Here is a 19,258-nt window from a genome sequence, read left to right on the forward strand (position 1 = left end):
TCGGGGCGAAAAATTTTTCGCCCCGACTTTTGTTTTTAACCCCTTTTACAATCACACCTGTAAAAACACCCAAACCATGTTTTATAGTTTAACTTAGAATCTAGTTATTTGATATATTTCGCTTCAATATTGTGAGAAATTCATAATCTTGCTTACATTTAGTAGTGAATAACAAATAAAAATGTTGAATTTTCAGCTTGTTGAATTTCGCTTAATTTAATCCAATGAATACATGAAAATTCAGGCACTATTCGCGGTATTAATTGTGCTAACTTCTTGTACGACAAATCACGTGAATGAAAAACCAATTTCATCACGAAATAGTATCGATTCTGCTCAAATAGTCGAATATTATACTCGTGCCACGTTATTTGCAGATTCCAATCAATATTACAGAGAGAAGGCATTGGAGCTTGCAATTAAAAATGGATCTACCAATTGCAAAGCAACCAGGTTGTTTTTGGAGGGAAAAGCCTATTTGTACGTAGGAAAATTGGATTCTGTTGATTCCATTGCAAATGAGGGTTTAAATCTTCATTATCAGGCAAATGAAAAAGGATTTCGGGGTAAATTTTACAATCTGAAAGGAAATACAAATGGTTATAGACGGAATCTTTATGCTTCATTAGAATATTATGTGAAAGCTGAACGGATTTTTAGATCGGTGAATGATTTGAGTTCTCTTGCGGGGATTTATAACAACATTGCAAATAACTATTTCAGTCTGAAGGATTATAATACAGCATTAGAATATGCGTCCAAAGCATACCAATTGCTCGGTAATGTTCAGGAAGATCGAATAAAAGCTAATATTTTGTCAACCTACGCCATCACGCTTAATAAGACCAAACAACCAAAAAAAGCATTGGTCATTGAAGCCAAGGCAGATAGCATTGCAAATTCAACAGATGACGTATTGGCCAAATTAGCGGCAACAATCGGATATGCGGAGATTTATAAAACAGACAAACAATTTGACAGTGCCAAGTTGTACTACAATCAATGCATTCGATTAAGCAGGAAGTCCGGAGTGAAGCATTTTGAGCTGATGGGACAAATGGGCTTATTGAGTATTTATGATGAGCAAAATGACTTTCAGAAAATTATTGCAAATAGTGATACCATTCTCCTACTTGCAAAGGAATTAAACAATCTGGATGTAGCACATACTTCCAAGCGAATTATTGGGCGGGCATATGCAGAAAAAGGGGATTATAAAAAGGGGTTCATATTCTTGAATGAATCATATAATTTGTACAGCGAAACCGCTGGGGTTGAAAACCAAAAAAACATCAATGAGCTGCGTTTAAAATATGAGTCAGAAAAAAAGGCGAAAAAGATCTTGAAACAACGTTACCAATTAGCGAAACAACAAAAGGAAATTGGTGAAAAACAAACATTCATTGGAATGTTACTACTGCTTTTGCTGATTGCTTTATTGGTACTGTTTTTTGTACGCAAATTAGCACGAAATAAACAAGCTATTTTAGTATTGCAAGCGAATCAAAAGATAGCAGAATCCATGATTCAAGGTGAAGAGAAGGAACGTACCCGAATTGCTTTTGAAATTCATGATGGAATTGCGGCAACAGTTGCTGGAATCAGTTATAAACTAGGTGCTGATGGGGATAAAAAAGAGGTCATTGAATTGTTGAAGGGATTACAAGAAGATAGTCGCAAAATCGCCCATAATTTGATGCCAATTGATTTTGATAAGGTTGGTTTAATAGAAGCCGTTGAGCTCTTTTCAAAAAAAATGTCTACGCCACTTACTGAAATCATCATTCTAAGTCATCCAATGAATTTGAAATTTAGCACTACCAAAAGTCATTTGATTTATAGGGTATTGCAAGAACTAATAGGAAATGCGCTTAAGCATGCTCGCTGTAATTCTATTTTTGTGAAATTTGAATTGCTAAATAATGAGTTGATCATTCAAGTTGAAGACGACGGTTTAGGAATGACCAAATCTCAAATTGAATCAGGCTTGAAGAGCGTGAAGGAACGTATCTCAGACTTACGAGGTAAAGTCACCGTTCAATCTTCAGAAAACAGGGGTACAACGGTTAAAATTCAACTAGAAGCATGAAGCAATTGAACATTTTATTGGGAGACGATCATCAGTTGATTCTTAATGGGTTGAAAGAAGCACTGCTTAAAGTTCCAGCTGTTTCAAATGTGGATTGCGCTAATAACGGAGCAGACTTGTTAGAAGCCGCAAAACAAAGCAACTATGACATCGTTTTTTTGGACATTCATTTTGGCAATGCCGATGGAAGGGAAATTGCGTCCCAATTGTTGAAGACACAAGCTCATCTGATACTTGCTGCACTGACTAGTTTTGATGATCCAGAAACCATTCAAACTACTGTTAACGCAGGATTTAAAGCATTTTTCTTAAAATCGGATGACATCACTGAATTGGTGGATTGGATCGAAAAAATGTCGTTTGATACCTTTTATTTGAGTCAACAAACGAAAGCATCGTATACTAATCAAGCTCTTTTTAATGATGCAAAAAGGAAGGCTCATATTCAGCTTACTTCGCGCGAAAAACAGGTGTTGACGTTAATAATGGCGGAATACACTACCAAAAAAATTGCAGAAGAATTATTTCTTTCAGAAAAAACAATTGAAAATTACCGGTCAAGTTTGATGTTAAAATTAGAGGTAACTAATTTAACTGGCTTGGTGAAAAAGACTCTTTTATTGGGCTTGTTACACGAGTAAACAAGGGTATTCCCTAGTTTGAAAAAGGAGAATTCCCCCCTGAATCATTTTCTTAAGTAGGTGTAGCTTTGCATGATACTTCAATCTTTAGAATCGAGTAGTAGGTTCTGATTTTTTGGTCGGAAAATGAATAATAGCTCATTATTCAACGATCATTAAAATGCACGATTGAGTTAGCATAGTTGTCAACGAATAAACTTTAAAAAATGAAGAAAATAATCTCATCACTAGCACTGATTTGTGCATCACAGTCACTTATCGCACAAATGCAAAACCATCATTGGACCAGGACTGTAGACGGAGGCGCTTCGGCAATGGGAAAATGCATGGCAGTTGATGCTGCCGGAAATGTTTACACGGCAGGTGTATTCGGATCTACGTCAGATTTTGACAATTCTCCAGCAGTTAGCAACCTCACATCGAATGGCGGGAATGATGTTTTTTTGGTAAAAATGAGTCCGGAAGGAAACTTTTTGTGGGCGAAAAATTTTGGCGGTTCTGATGCTGATATTCCCTCAGAAATGGTGTTGGACCAGGCAGGAAATGTATACATCACAGGAATTTTTGCTGGAACTGCTGATTTTAATCCGGATGCTGGCGTAACCAACTTGACATCGGCAGGTATGGAGGATGTTTTTGTGATAAAGGTAAATTCATCTGGTCAATTGGATTGGGCGAAAAGTGTTGGAGGAACAGATAGCGACGAAGGTAATGCGATTGACATTGATGATTTTGACGGATCTGTTTTTGTTTTTGGGACTTTTAGAGCGACCGTAGATTTTGATCCGGGAGCAGGTATTCAAAATGGAACAAGTAACGGAAGTTCAGATATTTTCATGTTAAAACTATCTGCAGCGGGCAATTATGTTACTTCCAAAACGGTTGGAAGTATTAGTGCAGACCGGGGTAGAGATATTGTAGTTGATGCTTCATCCGGAGATCAATTTATGACAGGAATGTTTGGCGGAGATACTGATTTTAATCCGGGCATTCCGGTTGTTGAGTTAACCGGTGCCAATGATATTTTTGTCTTAAAATTGGATTCGTCTAATGACTTTGTATTTGCCAAAAAAATGGGTGGCATTGCCGTGGATGAGGGCAGAAGTATTGATATCGATAACAATGGGTTTATTTATATACACGGCTCATTTATCTCAACCTGTAATTTTGACCCGAATGGTGGAACGACCAATGTAACATCCAATGGAAGTGATGATGTTTTTGTGGTGCAGTTAGCACCAAATGGATCTTTGAATTGGGTAAAAACGGTTGGAAGTATAGGAACAGAAGATTTTATGGACATGGATGTCACCAATTCGGGGGATATTTACATCACCGGCGAAATGGCCAATAATATGGATGCAAATCCGGATTTAGCGACTACTACTACATTAACAAAACTTGGTGCTGAGGACGCTTATATCATTGCGTTAAATTCAGATGGAACGTTTGATTGGGCAACAAGTTATGGAACTGCAGACGTTGCTGCATATACAAGAGGATATGGAATTTATGCAGACGAGTCAAGCAATGTTTACATCACCGGATCCTTTACAGGCACTGTTGATTTTAACGCTTCTCCAAGTACTAACAGCATTACAGCAGTTGCTGGTTCAGATAGTTGGTGTCAAAAATTGGGATTGGGAACAACTAGTTTGAATGATTATCAATCGCTTTCTCACTTATCGGTAAGTCCAAATCCAAGTACAGGACTTTTTAGCCTTAATTCAGATGTTCAGCTAGAAAATGCCCAAATGACTATTACAAATTTGAGAGGTGAAGTGATTCAAACAACAACCGGTTTAGACAATCCAAATTTTAAAATTGATTTGGAAAACACAGCGAGTGGGGTTTATTTGATAACGATTGTTTCGGATACGTTCCAGGAGGTAATCAAGGTTGTGAAAGAATAGAAGCGACAGCTTGAAAAGTAAGTCTTTTAAATTTTATTAAATGATACCGTTATGAAAGTTACGATGAAAAACACACTGACGCTCACTTGTTTTTTAGTGATAAGCATTCTTGCTGGAGCGCAAAGTCTTCCTCCGAGAGTACCGAGTGCTTTTAATGTAAAACAGCTGCATTGTGGTCATAGTTTAACCTCTCCGCTGTTTGGACCCTGGCCCGGTCAGTATACCGAGTTAGTTGCTGATGAAAATGGATTGGCAGGTTGGCAGATTTTGGGGTCGATGGTTGGAAAGGCAGATTTGCCAGGTGCTTGGTTAACGATGCATTGGAATTATACCACCTCACCCTGTTGGCCAAATTGTTACGAACCGAATAGTAATCCCGCAGCGGAAATTTCCAATTGGGAGTTATTGGTGGTCACAGAGAATTTTGAAGGTCCAGCGAATAACAGTTTGAACCTTTCAAGAGAGAACTTACTGAACTTTGTAAATAATTCTTGGCAGAATGGAGCTAGTGGAGCAGGAGCACCAACGATGCTTTGGACCAATTGGCCAGGAATAGATGGTTCTGCTTACTTTTTTGACGGTTATGGAATACCTGAATCAACAGATGGAAGTGCTGCCGGATGGAGACAAATGCTCGATTTTCTAGAAGTTGGTGGCATGGGAGGAACAAACGGTTGGCAAGCAATGCAGGACTATGCGAATGATAATAGAACGAGTGGTTGCCCGCCTGTTTATATTATTCCGGGTAATCGAATGATGGCGCGTTTTTATGATGATGTACAGGCAAATTTGGTACCTACCATTACCCATGTGAATCAAATTTTCACGGATGGTGTTCATACAAATGATATTGGAGCTTACATGATTTCAATGATACATTATGCCTGTATTTTTGGACAATCACCCGTTGGGATTTCAAATAATCTTCACGCTAGTGTGACGATCGATCCGAATTTGGCAACTTACATCCAAAATATGGTTTGGGATGTTGTAACCAATTATCCAAGAAGTGGAATTGTTGGAACATTGAACGTGCAAGAAGTTGCTCAATCGCAAATTAAGGTGTTTCCAAATCCAGTTTCAGATGTTTTGAATGTGGAGGTAGCCGATGCTTCGCACAGCAAAGAAATTTTTGATCTATTGGGAAATAGGTTAATGATAACAGATGCTAACACGATTGATTTGAGCAATTTGGCTAAAGGATCTTATCTATTAGTCATTGGTGATGAGCAGCAGCTGATTGTTAAACAGTGAGAGTAGGAAACAAGTCGGGGCGAAAATTTTTTCGCCCCGACTTGTTGTTTATTGGTATCGTAATTATTTCTTACGGAAGTAGATCCGAACAGGAACCCCTTCAAAATCGTACATTTCACGTAAACGATTCTCTAGGAAACGCTTATAAGAATCCGGAATATACTGTGGTAAATTACAGAAGAATGCAAATGCAGGAGCATGTGTTGGCAACTGTTGCACGTATTTGATCTTCACGTATTTTCCTTTTAATGATGGCGGTGGATTGCTATCGATAATCGGAAGTAACCGGTCATTCAATTCGGAAGTTGAGATTTTGCGTGTACGATTTGCGAAAACATCCATTGCTTTTTCCAAAGCTTTATGGATCCGTTGTTTGGTAAGCGCAGAAGTAAAGATGATCGGAACATCGTTGTATGGAGCCAAATCATTTCTCAAATTCTTTTCATATTCAACAGCAGTCATCGTATCTTTCTCTACCAAATCCCATTTATTGACCAAAACAACCACTCCTTTGTGATTCTTCTCAATCATATAATAGATAGTCAGATCCTGTTTTTGGATTCCTTCAGTAGCATCGATCATAAAGATACAGATATCTGAATCTTCAATAGTACGAACCGAACGCAAGACCGAATAGTACTCAATGTCTTCCGTTACTTTCGCTTTCTTTCTGATTCCTGCCGTATCAATCAACATGAAATCAAAACCAAAAGCTTTGTAGCGTGTATCGATAGAATCTCTGGTTGTTCCGGAGATATCTGTTACAATATTTCTTTCTTCACCGGTAAAGGCATTGATCATGGAGGATTTCCCAACATTTGGTTTTCCAACGACAGCAATGCGCGGTAAATTCGCTTCTTCTTCTCCACGAGGGTCTTCCTTGTCAAAGTATTTGACCACTTCGTCCAGAATTTCTCCCGTACCGGAACCATTTGCAGCAGATAGATCGAAGACTTCTCCCAATCCGAAAGACCAGAATTCAGCAGACATTCCGACACGGTCGTTGTTGTCCACTTTATTGGCAATTACCAATACTTTCTTTTTGGATTTGCGTAGAATTCTAGCAACAGTTTCATCCAAATCGACGATTCCTGTTGTAGCATCCACTACAAATAAAATGACGTTTGCTTCTTCGATCGCAATTTCAACTTGTTTGCGGATTTCTCCTTCAAAAATATCTTCTGAACCTTTTACGTAACCCCCAGTGTCAATCACTGAAAATGGAATTCCGTTCCATTCACCACGACCATAGATGCGATCGCGTGTCACCCCACTGATTTCCTTTACGATGGCATGATTACTTTCAGTTAAGCGGTTGAATAGGGTGGACTTTCCTACATTTGGGCGTCCTACGATGGCAATAATATTTCCCATTTTTTGTTTTTTAGACGTACTTCACAGCACTGCGTTATAGATAATCCCGGGTACTAATACCCGTACTTTTTCAATTTTTGTTCACTGGCTCTCCAGTCTTTGTCCACTTTCACAAAGGTTTCCAAAAATACTTTTTGACCCAGGAAAGCTTCCATATCCAGGCGGGATTCGCGACCAATGCGTTTCAACATATCTCCTCCCTTACCGATTAGAATTCCTTTTTGGGAATCCCGTTCCACGATAATCAATGCGCGAATGTGCGTGATGTTCTCTGCTTCCTGATAGGATTCGATTTCCACCTGACAAGCATATGGAACTTCTTTATCACAATGCAAGAAGATCTTTTCACGGATCATTTCAGAAATAAAGAAACGAACCGGACGATCTGACAATTCATCCTTGTCAAAGTAAGCAGGACCTTCAGGAGCCAATTGTAGAATTCGATCCCAAATTACATCGATATTGAATTTATGCAAGGCAGAAGTTGGAATGATTTCCGCATTGGGAACTTTTTCTTTCCAATATTGCACACGCTCTTCCAATTTCGTTTGGTCAGCCAAATCAATCTTATTCAAGATTAATAAAACCGGAATTTTCAATTTCACAATTCGCTCAAGCGTTTCCTTGTGATTCATTTCGTTTTCGGTCATATCTGTGATGAACAACAAAATATCGGCATCCTTGAACGAATTTTCCACGTAACTCATCATGGCTTCATGTAACTTGTAAGAAGCGTTGACAACTCCGGGAGTATCTGAAAAAACGATTTGATGATCATCCCCATTCACTAATCCGTGAATACGGTGACGTGTCGTTTGTGCCTTGGAAGTGACGATGGAAAGCTTTTCACCAACCAATCCATTCATAAGGGTCGATTTACCAACATTTGGGCTACCAACAATATTTACGAAAGCTGATTTGTGAGACATATACTAGAAATTTGGTGCAAAGGTACGCTTCTTATTCTAAAAAATAGCCGAAACGGGTGAATTCCTGCGTTAATAATCCCAAATTTCGAGACTTTTAATTCGGATTTCAATAAAACATAAAAACCTGTTTATCAGACTTCGACTTAGCTACTCTTATGCTAAAGCTTCAGCGTAAGCATGCAGTCGCCTCCAACAAACAGGTTTCTTTTCATTCTATTGTTGATTTAGGCTAGAATGGTTTCTCTTTGGAAATCGAGTCGCGGGTATTTTTCTGGACGGCTATTGCTCCAAACAGGGCAAGTACAAATGAAAAGGCGAAGAATCCTTTCTCGCTTCCCCACATGTTGGCATTCCACAAACCAACAACCAGTAGCGCGATAGATAAGATGGTACAAAACCAGCTGATCCCATAATACAGATCGGTCACCGGAATTCCTTCCAATCGGTCGCGCACACTTTTTTGAACACTGATTACAGAAAACAACGCGAACATGATCACAGTGAAATAATATCCCTTATCGGATAATTGAAGTTCCTGGTTTCCGAAAATACCGGAGAAGTATCCGATTATTCCTGTTCCAAATGCTACCCAACTGGCAGCAATAAATGCAAATGAAGGTTTCTGAGTCATCCCTTTAAGTTTAAAAGTTTTGACAAAGATGCATCTTGCTAATTATTTAGTAAAACGGTTTAGTAATACTTGAGAAGAGTGAGTTGCGATTTTCCGTACAAGAGCCAGCCGCGGCTGGCGATAATGTAACAAACGTTAGTGCGGTTACCAAACAGCGAAGCTTGCGATAAATACAATAAAAAAAGACCGCCAGCAGTTTCTGACGGTCTTAAGTAAAGTAGCAGTATTGGGAATTATCTCGTAAGAATTATTTTTTGCGCAGATTGCTTCCCGTTACTATCCGTAAAAGTTGCAAAATAGACCCCACTTTCAATACCGTCAAGTTCCAGCATTGTTTTTCCTGATTGTAATGCTTCGGTGTGAATCAATTGACCCGCTGCATTGGTGATAACAACTGAAAGCGGATTAACAGTTTCAATGTAGATTGTACCGGCAGTTGGGTTGGGATAGACGCTGAATGCATTTGCTTCCAATTCGTTGACAGCAAGATTTGTCAATAGAAAACAACTCGAAGAAACCGAACAAGATCCATTGCTGATAGTAACACCATAATTTCCATTTGCAGTAGGAACATACGTTTGACTTGTCGCTCCGGGGATTGTATTTTCCGAATCGCAATCAAACCATTCGTAAGTAGCATTTGCTTGGGTAGCCATGAACGTAGTACCATCAAAGGTGATTTGGTCGCTCAGTGGAGTATAAATGACCGTTTGCGTTTGTGTAGAACTGTTTCCGGATGCGTCCGTAAAAGTCCAGGTGATGTTGGTTGTACCAGGAGTTGTGATTGGCAAATCTGAAGTAGTTCCGGTTATTACACCACTACAATTATCTAGTGCTGTCGGAATGACACTCACCGAAATAATCGGGCAATTATCTGTAATAGTTGGCAAGCTTGCACTTGGAGTTGGTGCAGTAATATCTTGGATAATCACCAATTGTGTTTGGGTGGTTACAAATCCATTAGGACTTGTGTATGTCCAAACTACTTCCGTAGTATCCTGCAGTGTTATTGGGAATACCTGAGTAGTCGTACCTGTTGTTAAACCCGTACAATTCATCGTGGCTGTTGGTGCTGTAAGACTTACAACTTCACATTCTGATAGAACATTCGCAAGATTTGCAACCGTAGGTACAGCAATCGCATCACCGATCGTTAGGTGAAGAATTGCTACTGAATCACATCCTTCACTATTTGGCATGGGGTAAACCATCGTAGCTGTAGAAGTGCTTTGAGTATATATATTTCCATCAATCCAAGTATATGGTCCACAAGCATACTGTACATCGATAACATTCGATTGCTGGCAGTTGTTGTTTCTGTAGACATTTGATTGAAGACCTGTTACTTCATCATTTCCGCAAATAATTACATCCGGATCAATGTCGCCGTCAATATCTCCGAAGGCAGCCATCCCATAAGAAGCTCCAATGAAAGGTGTCCCGGTAATCTCAGTGAATATACCTGAGCCATCATTGGCAAACATTTTCGCAATCGATCCACCTAAACTACTGTGTCCGATGGTCAATAAATCCGAATCTAAATCATTATCGATATCTGCAAACAAAAGCCCGCTTGTAATGGTCGGTTCGAAAGGCGTTCCTGCAACTAGTGTGAAGGTTCCTGTTCCATCGTTTGTATACAATTGTGCTGCATAGGTGCTTGGAGATCCGATTTCACCGGCAATGGCTAAATCCATGTCCTGATCATTATCAATATCTGCAAAGGCAATCGAACCTTGCTGTATCCCTGGAAATGGAGAAGGAATCAAGGTGAATGTTCCGGATCCGTCATTGGTGTATAAATGTGCGATGCGACCAAGATCACCATAACCTGTCAACAACAAATCATCGTCATTATCACCGTCGATATCTGCAAAAGCAATATTTCCGTTATTTGAACCCTCAAATGTATTGGAAGCGGATAAAGTAAATGATCCTGAACCATCGTTTAACCAAAGTTGACCAACATTTCCAACGAAAATGGTAAATCCGTTAATAAAGACATCTTGATCTCCATCACTGTCCACATCGTTAAACTGGATCGCTCCGGAAGAAACGGGTGGGAATGGAGTATTGGCAACTTCTGTAAACAATCCGGTTCCATCATTTGTAAACAACTTGACCACCTGACCAGTACCATATCCTGACATCATTAAATCATCATCTCCATCATTATCAATATCGGCAAAATCGGCTGCAGCATTGGCAAGACCCGGGAATATATTCGCCGGATCAACTGTGAATCCCCCGTTACCATCGTTGAGGTAAATAAGCGAGTGGAAACCTGATGCACCCTGACCATTCATAAACGCATCCAAATCACCGTCGTTATCCACATCTGCCAATTCTACTGCACCATAACTAAGTCCTGTAAACGGAGATGTGCTGATTGCTGCAAAAACGCCGTTTCCGTCATTTTGATACAATTTTGCTGTTGAAGAACCGGTAACAACCAGGTCGTCATCTGCATCACCATCTATGTCTTCAAACGAAACACAGCCATTATAAACGCCTGTAAATGGCGTTCCTGTAACTGGTGTAAACAATCCACTTCCATCGTTGGAATACAAGATCGTATTATTCCCTAACCCTGGTACACTTCCGCAAATAACAAGGTCTTCGTCACCGTCGCTATCTACATCATTAAAATCGAGCCAGGCACTTCCGAAATCAGAAAAAGAACTCGTATTATCCAATGTAAATGCACCAGTACCGTCATTGAAATACAATTTTGTTGTTCCACCTGTATTCGGATCGTTACCTGCAATTACCATATCCATATCGGTATCATCATCAATATCCGAAAATGCAATGTCTGAACCGTTTAGTTGAGGGAAACTACTCGCCGTAACGGTGAAAACACCATTTCCGTCATTGAGGTACATCCCGGAAAAAGTACCTGAATCCGCATAACCCATCAAGACTAAATCCGCATCACCGTCACCGTCCACATCACCGAATTCTGAGGTACCAAGGTATATTCCTGTAAAAGTAGCGCTTGCGATCGGATCCAAAGTGAAGTTCCCGGATCCATCATTCAGGTACAAATTTGCTTTTACACCACTGCTTGCTTGTCCGCAAATCAGCACATCCATATCGGTATCGCCATCTACATCAGCTGTAGAAATTGAACTGTATCCGACACCATCAAAAGGAGTGCTGGCAACAGTAAATCCTCCCGAACCGTCATTCGTATATAAAACGGCTGTCCAGTTCGAACTGCTTTGTCCACTAACAATTGCATCCTGATCGCCATCATCTTCCACATCTAAAAAGACAATAGATCCGTCGAAAACGCCTGTAAATGGAGTCGTAGGATCTAATTGGAATGCACCCGAACCGTTATTCAAATACAGGTTACATTTCATCGCGCCTTGCGCATTTTGACCGGCAATGAGTAAATCGGCATCCCCGTCATTATCAACATCCGCAGATGCATGAGTACTACCGTTCAATCCTTCCAATTCATCAATGGTTTGAATTGCCGGAGGCGGAGGTCCGATCTTTTGAAAATTATTTTGAGCTGTCAGTTGACTGCTCACTGCTAACGCAACTAAAAAGGAAAATCGTTTCATGAAAATGTTATAAATCATACTTGTTCACGAAAGTATTGAAAGGATTTGCCGCGATAAAAAATATGGTACGAACGACCAAGTGCTGTACATGAACTTCCTGTTGGGGAAAAGAACGGTGTTGATGAGGTGCGGAATGCGAAGGTTAAACCTTGTCCTTAAAGACGATGATAACGGCCATTTGCTGATCGCTATGGATAGTTATGGTACCTGCAATTTGTTTCACCATCAATTGAACCAAGGTAAGTCCGAGGCTGGATTGATCCACAGGGGTGTTTTTTGTTTGCAATCCTACTCCGTTGTCTTTCACGCTGAAAATCCAGCTGCCCGAATCGGTTTCGGGAGACAGTGAAACTTGTATTTCACCTTCTCCATTGGGGAAGGCATATTTCAAGGAGTTGGTAATTAATTCATTCAGGATGATGGCCAAAGGCATGGCTAGTTTCGTGTGAAAAGAGACAGATGGAACGAAGACCTTCAATTTTACTTGAGGTTTGGACTCCAACAACGATGAGTAAAAATCGATCACTCCGTTGAAATAATCTTGCATATTGACTTCCAGTTTCGACTCTCCAAGATGCAGCAGCTGGTGCATTACGGACATAGATTGGATGCGATTTTCACTTTTCAACAGGTAATCACGGATCTCATTATTTTCCGTTGAATCGGCCTGAATAGACAATAAAGAGGAAATCATCTGTAGACTATTATTGACCCGATGATGGACTTCTTGAAGCAACATTTCTTTGTGTTGGTTTTCATTGGCAAGGAAGGCGGCTAATTTCTTTCGGTTGTTAATCGAACGTCGGGCAAAGTACCAAATAACAAGTCCCGATAGTGAAAAAACAATCAAAATAAGGATGAGGTACCTTTTTTGCTGGCTGCTCAGTTTGTTTTGCTGATTGAGTTGGGAGATTGCTTTATCGTGTTTGCGTTGCTCCAGATCAGCTTTCTTGTCAAATGAATATTGGAGAACCGTCTGGTAACTTTTTTCTTCTGCCTCCTGATTAATAATACTGTCTCTATAAGAAAGCCACTGTTTTTGATGTTGGAAGGCAGATTTAAAATCGTTTGATGCACTATCCAATTGTATCAATGCCGCGTATGAGTCTCTAATATTTTGCTTCTCACGGATATCAAAACTTTGCCGGAGTGATAAATCAATCAGTGATTTTGCTTTTTTCAATTCTCCAAGTTTGATGTAAACTTTGGACATAGTCAAATAGGAATTCGTTGTTTCACTAACCTCGTTAACATACACGCTGTTTTTCAAAGAGGTCTCACAAATCGCAATCGCTTCCTGATATTTACCGGTGTTGTAATACAATTTTGCTTTGTCGTTGTAAGCGATGGATAAACCAAGTCGATCATCGATGGATGAATAAACACGAATTGCCTTATCATACATTTTCAGGGCTTCCGGATACCTTTTCAGATCCTTGTAAACGATTCCGATGTTTACATAGGCATTTCCTATTCCATCTTTATCTTGTAAGCGAAGAGCGAGTTTCAAGGATTTTTGGTACATTCCTAGAGCTGATTCTTCGTTGCCCAGATCAGCATAAACATTGCCAATCGAATTGTATTCGTCCACCTTTCCGCTATCGTCCCTCAACTTGTCATAGTTTCTTAAGGATTTGAAATGCATTTTCAGCGATTCCGGAAGATTCCCTAAGGCATAGTAGGTAACGCCCAAATTCTGATAGACATCCGCAAGTAGATCCGTGTTTTTTGTGCGTTTACCATATTTAAGTGCGTAAAAGTAGCAGCGCAATGAATTTTTATAATCGCTGTTGATATCATAGATTGTTCCAATATTCACCAAAGCATTCACAAAAGAAAGTTCTTGCTTATACTTTCTGCTATATTCCAGAGAACGGCGATACATTTTTAGAGCTTTATCATATTTCCCGTCGTATCCATAGGTAAACCCCAGATTTGAATAAGAGATGATAATGCCATTTTTATCATCAATTTTTTTTGATAAAGTCAGTGCTTTCCAACCGTATTTTAGAGAATTGTAAACATCGCCTTCATCTACAAGATCTGTGCACAAATGATTCAACAAATTAACTTGATTGCTGTCTAATTTAGCGACTTTCAACTCGCTCAACAGCTTTTGTTGCTTGGCATTTTGCCCGAAACAAGCAGATAAACAGGAGATTACAACAATCAATGAAGTAAGAAGAAAAGAAGCTAATGATCGATTGTTCATTCTGTTTCTGGTGTAGAAGCGTACGTTATTTTTGTATTTGGGGTGCAAGCAACAAATTTTAATGCATTTGTACAAAAGAATGGGATGAACTGCTTGATTTTGTATGTATCCTACCAGATTTAACCATTGCTGTTCTTTATTTGATGAGTTCCATCAGGTTTTCCCGGTAGGTTCTTCCGACTGGTAATTTGATGTTTTTGATTACAACATGCCCGGAAGCAAATTCCATTATTTTTTTTCGATTCACAACAAATGACCGATGAATGCGGATAAAATCGTTTTCGGGTAATTGTTGGTGTAAATCAGTGATTACGAATCTCAGCAGACGTTTTTTTTGTGTTTCGGTATGTAACAGGGTGTAATTTCCATCGGCCTCTAGCCATAAAATTTCTTCATACGGAACTTGAGCCGTAGCTCGTCCGTCTTTCACCAGTAAGTATTGATCTGCAAGCCTCGATTCAGTGCTTGAATTGAACAGAGCCAATTCCATGGCTATCAGCAAATCTTCCCTTTTAAAAGGTTTTACCAAGTAAGCATTCGGATGCGTGAATTTTGCCTTCGTGATCACATCGATACCAGAATGAGAAGTGATGTAAATAAAAGGGATCTGATACTTTTGGTGCAATAAGTTTCCCAAATCGATTCCCGTTTGCTTCCCTAACAGCATGATGTCGGTTAATACCATTTGAGGGTTTTCGTTTTCGATAACGGAAATGGCATCTTCTACATTGGTGACGCAGATCGTAGATGTATAACCAACACTCGTTAAGACCCTGGAAATATGCTCTGCTATAAGCAGCTCATCTTCAACAATTAATATCAGTCCTTTCGAGTACATTTAATAAAATGAAAAGACGTTCATAAACCTTGAATTCATATGTGTTCCGCGCTTTTTCTAAAGCACAACGAAGGTATGAAACTTTCGGATGGATGATGTTAGTTTCTCCTGTTTTTTCATTGAAAAAAGTGAAAAAATAAGTTGAAAACGAAAAGGTTAAATCTGAAACAAAAGCGACAATACATTATTTTTTGAGTGGATGCTTGCATTTCAATAAAAAGCGTGTATCTTTGCAGTCCAATAGCGGAAACGTCTGTTAGGAATAAAGAAGAAATAGCAATAGTTATAACGATATATTGCGGGGTGGAGCAGTTGGTAGCTCGTCGGGCTCATAACCCGAAGGTCGCACGTTCGAGTCGTGTCCCCGCTACAAAGAAAAGGTTGTCAAGTTTTGGCAACCTTTTTTGTTTTTATAGAAATCACTATTCATGTTTGTCACCTATGTTTTATACTCTGCCACTTACAACAAAATCTATGTTGGTTATACATCGGATCTGATTGACCGCTTTCATTCTCACAACCAATTTGCATCAAAAGGTTACACGGTTAAATTTCGCCCGTGGGAAGTAATCTATGTTGAATTTTTTGACTCAAAGGAAGAAGCCATGAAGCGTGAGAAAGAACTAAAATCTTCCAGAGGAAGGGATTTTATAAAAAATAAGATTTTAGAATAGCTCGTCGGGCTCATATCCGTCAGCTGACGGACGCACGTTTCCGCCGCGGCGGATGTCCCCGCTACAAGGAAAAAAGGTTAATCGCAAGATTAGCCTTTTTTTATGCGCAATTTTTTGAAACGACGAGAAGTTTATGCCGACATGATTTTCAGGGAACGCGGAAGGTGTCTAGTCCTAAAATAGCGATACACAAAAAGAATAGGACTAAGACATCCGAATCACACTGCCGGAATCGATTGAAAACTATTGAAGTAATCGGTCGGGTCCCAACATTTTTTAACCTCTTTCAGACGCGGAAGATTTTCGCCAAAATACAGTTGTAGAGCACCTTCCAATCCACCGAAGGCATTCAGATCAGAATCGGGATAATTGTAATAGCAGCCATCCACGTTATCTGTCGGATCGAGTTGAGGATTGGGGGTTCCGCCTGTCTCTATGTAAACAGTCGTATAGAATTCATTCATCCAATCCAGAAAAGCATGATCATCTTTTTCTTCTGTCCAATAAGCCTGATATTGCAATTTGAGGATTGATGAGCGTTGAGGAATTGCTGTTTCTGTAGGAGAAACCGTATTTATTTCCCCTCCGTAAGTATCCACTTGCAGCAAACACTGCGTCATGTCTTGCGGTGTGAGCGATTGAGGAACAAGCGTAAGATATTTGTAAATTGCTTCGATCTGATACATCGGGAATCCTTTCCGCATATAAGCGGATTTGTATTTTCCGCGTTGATTGGCTCCTGAACCGTTTAACGTTTGAACTGCCTCATAAAATGTATAACTCAAGGTATGAGCTACCGGCTGAGCAAATCCGCCCAGGTGAGTTGCAGAAGGCCTTGTGTTGAGTTGGTAGGTTACCAATCCGCTTAAGTCCTCAAGTATATTGTTGATGTAACGTTGCCTGATTATTTCCGGGTTTTCGGATTTTAAAACTGCCGTTTGAATCGTCATGACAATTGCTCCTTGAGCCTGATGATGCAGTGCTAAAATTCCAAATTGCCTCCAGTTATCAGACCCTTCTGCAATTGCAGTAAAACGAGTCAAAACTGCATCTAAAATTTCTGGTGTGAGCTCACTCCAATCGATACTTAGTTGCGTGATAAAAGCAGAAACGGGACTGTCTGGTAAGTCTTTGAAATAATATCGGGTAATAACTCCGAAATTTCCACCTCCACCGCCTTGATGTCCCCAAAAAAGGTTTTGTTCATCGGGATCTTCAGATTCCTTTGAAACATAGATCACAGACGCGGGTTCTTCCGGATTTGGCTTAACCACCACTTCTACTCCCGTCAACCAATCAACAGTTAATCCGTTCAGGCGCGATAGCAATCCGTAACCACCACCGCAAATATGTCCACCCAAACCGACAGAATAACATGATCCGGCAGGAAGTACTTTTCCGTAATCCCGGAAAAGGCTATTGAAAGCACTCCAATTTGTTCCGCCCGAATCCAGATAATATCCTTTTTCCGGATCATATCCGCAATCACTCATTGCGGAAACATCAATAATCGCCTTGGTTTTAGCACTGAAAACAAAGTTTTCATAACAATGCCCTCCGCTTTTGATTTTAACGTTTTTCCCATACAGGGAAATCGCTTCTTCCAAAGCAACAGCTACTCCTTGAGGAGAATAGCATACATAAACGACTTCGCAGAAACCTGCCTGCCAACGTTGGTTAAAACCTTGTAAAAAACTGGGAAATCTTGGGTCTGTTGCTGAGATAGGGTATTTGGAAAAACCTTTTGTATTGCTTTGTTGGTTCATGTGAATAGTTTAAGAGTCTAAATATATCATTTTGCGCCCAAATGCAGTCGTTTGAAAAAGCTTGCCCTTTGAAAAACCAATATATACGTTTTGCGGCGGGAACGCATAACCCGAAGGATGCACGTTTCCGCCGCGGCGGATGTCCCCGCTACACCGAACGAAGGGCATCATTTCTGATGCCCTTCGTTATTTTTGCATCTTCCGAAACCCTTGCCATTGCTGAGATTCTCTAAAAAAAGACATTCACTCTCAATGTTCGATACTCGCCTTTTTTGAAGTCATACACCAAACCCTCAGGAAATAGCATTTTTTGAATTCGCTTTTTACTTTCTTCGCTCAATTCGTCGAAAGATTCTAACAGGATAGCCTTCATCGGTTCAATGAATTTAGGATTAGCGAGTGTATATGCGACTAATCTGTTACCAACACAATTGCTCCGACCAGCGGAAAGATCAGCGGCAGATGATTTACCACCAAATGAAAATGAGCATCATTCATAATAATACAATTTTATTTTATTAAACATTCACTCCAAAGAGATAACCGACCAATGCGGATAAGCCCATTGCCAGCGTTCCCCAAATAGTAATTCTCAAAACGGCCTTTGGTACTTTTGAACCACCTGTTCTTGCCGAAATTATTCCCAAGGTAGCCAGGAACAAGATGGTAAAACCATATAGCCAATATTCCATAACTTGAACTGGAGCAAACAAAACAACCAATAACGGTAAAGCTCCTCCGATTGTAAATGCTCCACACGATGCCATAGCTGCCTGTATTGGTTTCGCTTGACTTACCTCATTTATTCCTAATTCATCTCTTACATGAGCATCCAGCGCATTGTGCTCCGTCAACTCCATAGCAACCTGCATAGCAGTTTCCTTTTTCAACCCTCTCTTTTCATAAATCTGAGCTAAAATATTCAATTCCTGTTCAGGCATTTCCTTCAGTTCTTCAATTTCCCGTTCAATATCTGCCTTTTCGGTATCGGTTTGAGAACTTACAGAAACATATTCGCCGGCAGCCATAGATAAAGCTCCGGCTACCAAACCGGCTACAGTCGCCAAAACTATAGGTTCTCTTGAATCACTTGCTGTTGCAATTCCTATTGCAAGACTGGATAATGAAATAATCCCATCATTTGCACCCAAAACAGTTGCTCTTAACCAATTACTGCGATGAATAAAGTGATTATCCAAATAGTTGTCAATTGTCAGTAATTCAGATTTCTTTTTCATAGTTTCTACAAATTCATCAGTGATGGGGTTACTCGATATCTTCCTTAGCTATATTTAGCTGATTCCTAACATGAAGTTTTAAATTAGGAAAAGGGATTTAATAAACAAGGATATCCAGAATAAA

General features: G+C 39.8%; 13 protein-coding genes and 1 tRNA gene. 6 read left to right on the forward strand and 8 right to left on the reverse strand.

Annotated features, from left to right (window positions below; translation table 11 throughout):
- Positions 1 to 232: 232 nt before the first annotated feature.
- The 4 genes from AAG807_RS11565 (at position 233) to AAG807_RS11580 (ending at position 5,897) form a co-directional block, all read left to right on the forward strand.
- Complete coding sequence (locus AAG807_RS11565) at positions 233 to 2,089, forward strand: ATP-binding protein (RefSeq protein ID WP_341903880.1); 1,857 nt, start codon at positions 233 to 235, stop codon at positions 2,087 to 2,089.
- Entirely contained in the window at positions 2,086 to 2,730 is a 645-nt protein-coding gene (locus tag AAG807_RS11570) for a response regulator transcription factor (protein ID WP_341903883.1), read from the forward strand. The genes AAG807_RS11565 and AAG807_RS11570 overlap by 4 nt, the downstream gene beginning before the upstream one ends.
- A 206-nt stretch (positions 2,731 to 2,936) precedes the next feature.
- Complete coding sequence (locus tag AAG807_RS11575) at positions 2,937 to 4,643, forward strand: T9SS type A sorting domain-containing protein (RefSeq protein ID WP_341903886.1); 1,707 nt, start codon at positions 2,937 to 2,939, stop codon at positions 4,641 to 4,643.
- Between the two features lie 51 nt (positions 4,644 to 4,694).
- Complete coding sequence (locus AAG807_RS11580) at positions 4,695 to 5,897, forward strand: T9SS type A sorting domain-containing protein (RefSeq protein WP_341903889.1); 1,203 nt, start codon at positions 4,695 to 4,697, stop codon at positions 5,895 to 5,897.
- 63 nt (positions 5,898 to 5,960) lie between these two features.
- On the opposite strand, the gene der is transcribed toward AAG807_RS11580, so the two are convergent.
- The 6 genes from der to AAG807_RS11610 all read right to left on the reverse strand — a co-directional run bounded on the left by der (position 5,961) and on the right by AAG807_RS11610 (position 15,456).
- Entirely contained in the window at positions 5,961 to 7,271 is a 1,311-nt protein-coding gene (gene der, locus AAG807_RS11585; protein ID WP_341903894.1) for a ribosome biogenesis GTPase Der, read from the reverse strand.
- 53 nt (positions 7,272 to 7,324) lie between these two features.
- Positions 7,325 to 8,200 (reverse strand): GTPase Era, encoded by an 876-nt coding sequence (gene era, locus AAG807_RS11590; protein WP_341903896.1) that lies wholly within the window; start codon positions 8,198 to 8,200, stop codon positions 7,325 to 7,327.
- A gap of 229 nt (positions 8,201 to 8,429) precedes the next feature.
- The gene (yiaA, locus tag AAG807_RS11595; protein WP_341903899.1) at positions 8,430 to 8,831 is read right to left on the reverse strand and encodes an inner membrane protein YiaA; all 402 of its coding nucleotides are present in this window, start codon (positions 8,829 to 8,831) and stop codon (positions 8,430 to 8,432) included.
- Positions 8,832 to 9,064: 233 nt separating this feature from the next.
- A complete protein-coding gene (locus AAG807_RS11600; RefSeq protein WP_341903901.1) occupies positions 9,065 to 12,406 on the reverse strand; it encodes an FG-GAP-like repeat-containing protein in 3,342 nt (1,113 codons plus the stop codon).
- A 142-nt stretch (positions 12,407 to 12,548) separates the two neighbouring features.
- Positions 12,549 to 14,618, reverse strand: a complete 2,070-nt coding sequence (locus tag AAG807_RS11605) for a tetratricopeptide repeat protein (RefSeq protein ID WP_341903904.1) — start codon at positions 14,616 to 14,618, stop codon at positions 12,549 to 12,551.
- Positions 14,619 to 14,754: 136 nt separating this feature from the next.
- Complete coding sequence (locus AAG807_RS11610; protein ID WP_341903907.1) at positions 14,755 to 15,456, reverse strand: LytTR family transcriptional regulator DNA-binding domain-containing protein; 702 nt, start codon at positions 15,454 to 15,456, stop codon at positions 14,755 to 14,757.
- Positions 15,457 to 15,753: 297 nt separating this feature from the next.
- Here AAG807_RS11610 and AAG807_RS11615 point away from each other — a divergent pair.
- Positions 15,754 to 15,826: transfer RNA gene (locus AAG807_RS11615), tRNA-Met, on the forward strand.
- Positions 15,827 to 15,884: 58 nt separating this feature from the next.
- Entirely contained in the window at positions 15,885 to 16,130 is a 246-nt protein-coding gene (locus AAG807_RS11620) for a GIY-YIG nuclease family protein (protein ID WP_341903909.1), read from the forward strand.
- A 218-nt stretch (positions 16,131 to 16,348) separates the two neighbouring features.
- Here AAG807_RS11620 and AAG807_RS11625 read toward each other — a convergent pair whose 3' ends face one another.
- On the reverse strand, positions 16,349 to 17,896 hold the full coding sequence (locus tag AAG807_RS11625) for a BBE domain-containing protein (protein WP_341903912.1): 1,548 nt from the start codon (positions 17,894 to 17,896) through the stop codon (positions 16,349 to 16,351).
- A 518-nt stretch (positions 17,897 to 18,414) separates the two neighbouring features.
- The gene (locus AAG807_RS11630; RefSeq protein ID WP_341903914.1) at positions 18,415 to 19,134 is read right to left on the reverse strand and encodes a VIT family protein; all 720 of its coding nucleotides are present in this window, start codon (positions 19,132 to 19,134) and stop codon (positions 18,415 to 18,417) included.
- Positions 19,135 to 19,258 lie beyond the last annotated feature (124 nt).

This window comes from Fluviicola taffensis DSM 16823 (genome assembly GCF_943372375.1).
Taxonomy (GTDB): Bacteria; Bacteroidota; Bacteroidia; order Flavobacteriales_D; family Crocinitomicaceae; genus Fluviicola; species Fluviicola taffensis_A.

Excerpts from the sequence above, each read along its gene's own strand:
- AAG807_RS11630 (WP_341903914.1), bottom strand. The coding sequence starts at position 19,134 with ATGAAAAAGAAATCTGAATTACTGACAATTGACAACTATTTGGATAAT.
- AAG807_RS11610 (WP_341903907.1), bottom strand. The coding sequence starts at position 15,456 with ATGTACTCGAAAGGACTGATATTAATTGTTGAAGATGAGCTGCTTATA.
- AAG807_RS11605 (WP_341903904.1), bottom strand. The coding sequence starts at position 14,618 with ATGAACAATCGATCATTAGCTTCTTTTCTTCTTACTTCATTGATTGTT.
- era (WP_341903896.1), bottom strand. The coding sequence starts at position 8,200 with ATGTCTCACAAATCAGCTTTCGTAAATATTGTTGGTAGCCCAAATGTT.
- AAG807_RS11580 (WP_341903889.1), top strand. The coding sequence starts at position 4,695 with ATGAAAGTTACGATGAAAAACACACTGACGCTCACTTGTTTTTTAGTG.
- AAG807_RS11565 (WP_341903880.1), top strand. The coding sequence starts at position 233 with ATGAAAATTCAGGCACTATTCGCGGTATTAATTGTGCTAACTTCTTGT.
- AAG807_RS11570 (WP_341903883.1), top strand. The coding sequence starts at position 2,086 with ATGAAGCAATTGAACATTTTATTGGGAGACGATCATCAGTTGATTCTT.
- AAG807_RS11600 (WP_341903901.1), bottom strand. The coding sequence starts at position 12,406 with ATGAAACGATTTTCCTTTTTAGTTGCGTTAGCAGTGAGCAGTCAACTG.
- yiaA (WP_341903899.1), bottom strand. The coding sequence starts at position 8,831 with ATGACTCAGAAACCTTCATTTGCATTTATTGCTGCCAGTTGGGTAGCA.
- AAG807_RS11575 (WP_341903886.1), top strand. The coding sequence starts at position 2,937 with ATGAAGAAAATAATCTCATCACTAGCACTGATTTGTGCATCACAGTCA.
- AAG807_RS11620 (WP_341903909.1), top strand. The coding sequence starts at position 15,885 with ATGTTTGTCACCTATGTTTTATACTCTGCCACTTACAACAAAATCTAT.
- der (WP_341903894.1), bottom strand. The coding sequence starts at position 7,271 with ATGGGAAATATTATTGCCATCGTAGGACGCCCAAATGTAGGAAAGTCC.
- AAG807_RS11625 (WP_341903912.1), bottom strand. The coding sequence starts at position 17,896 with ATGAACCAACAAAGCAATACAAAAGGTTTTTCCAAATACCCTATCTCA.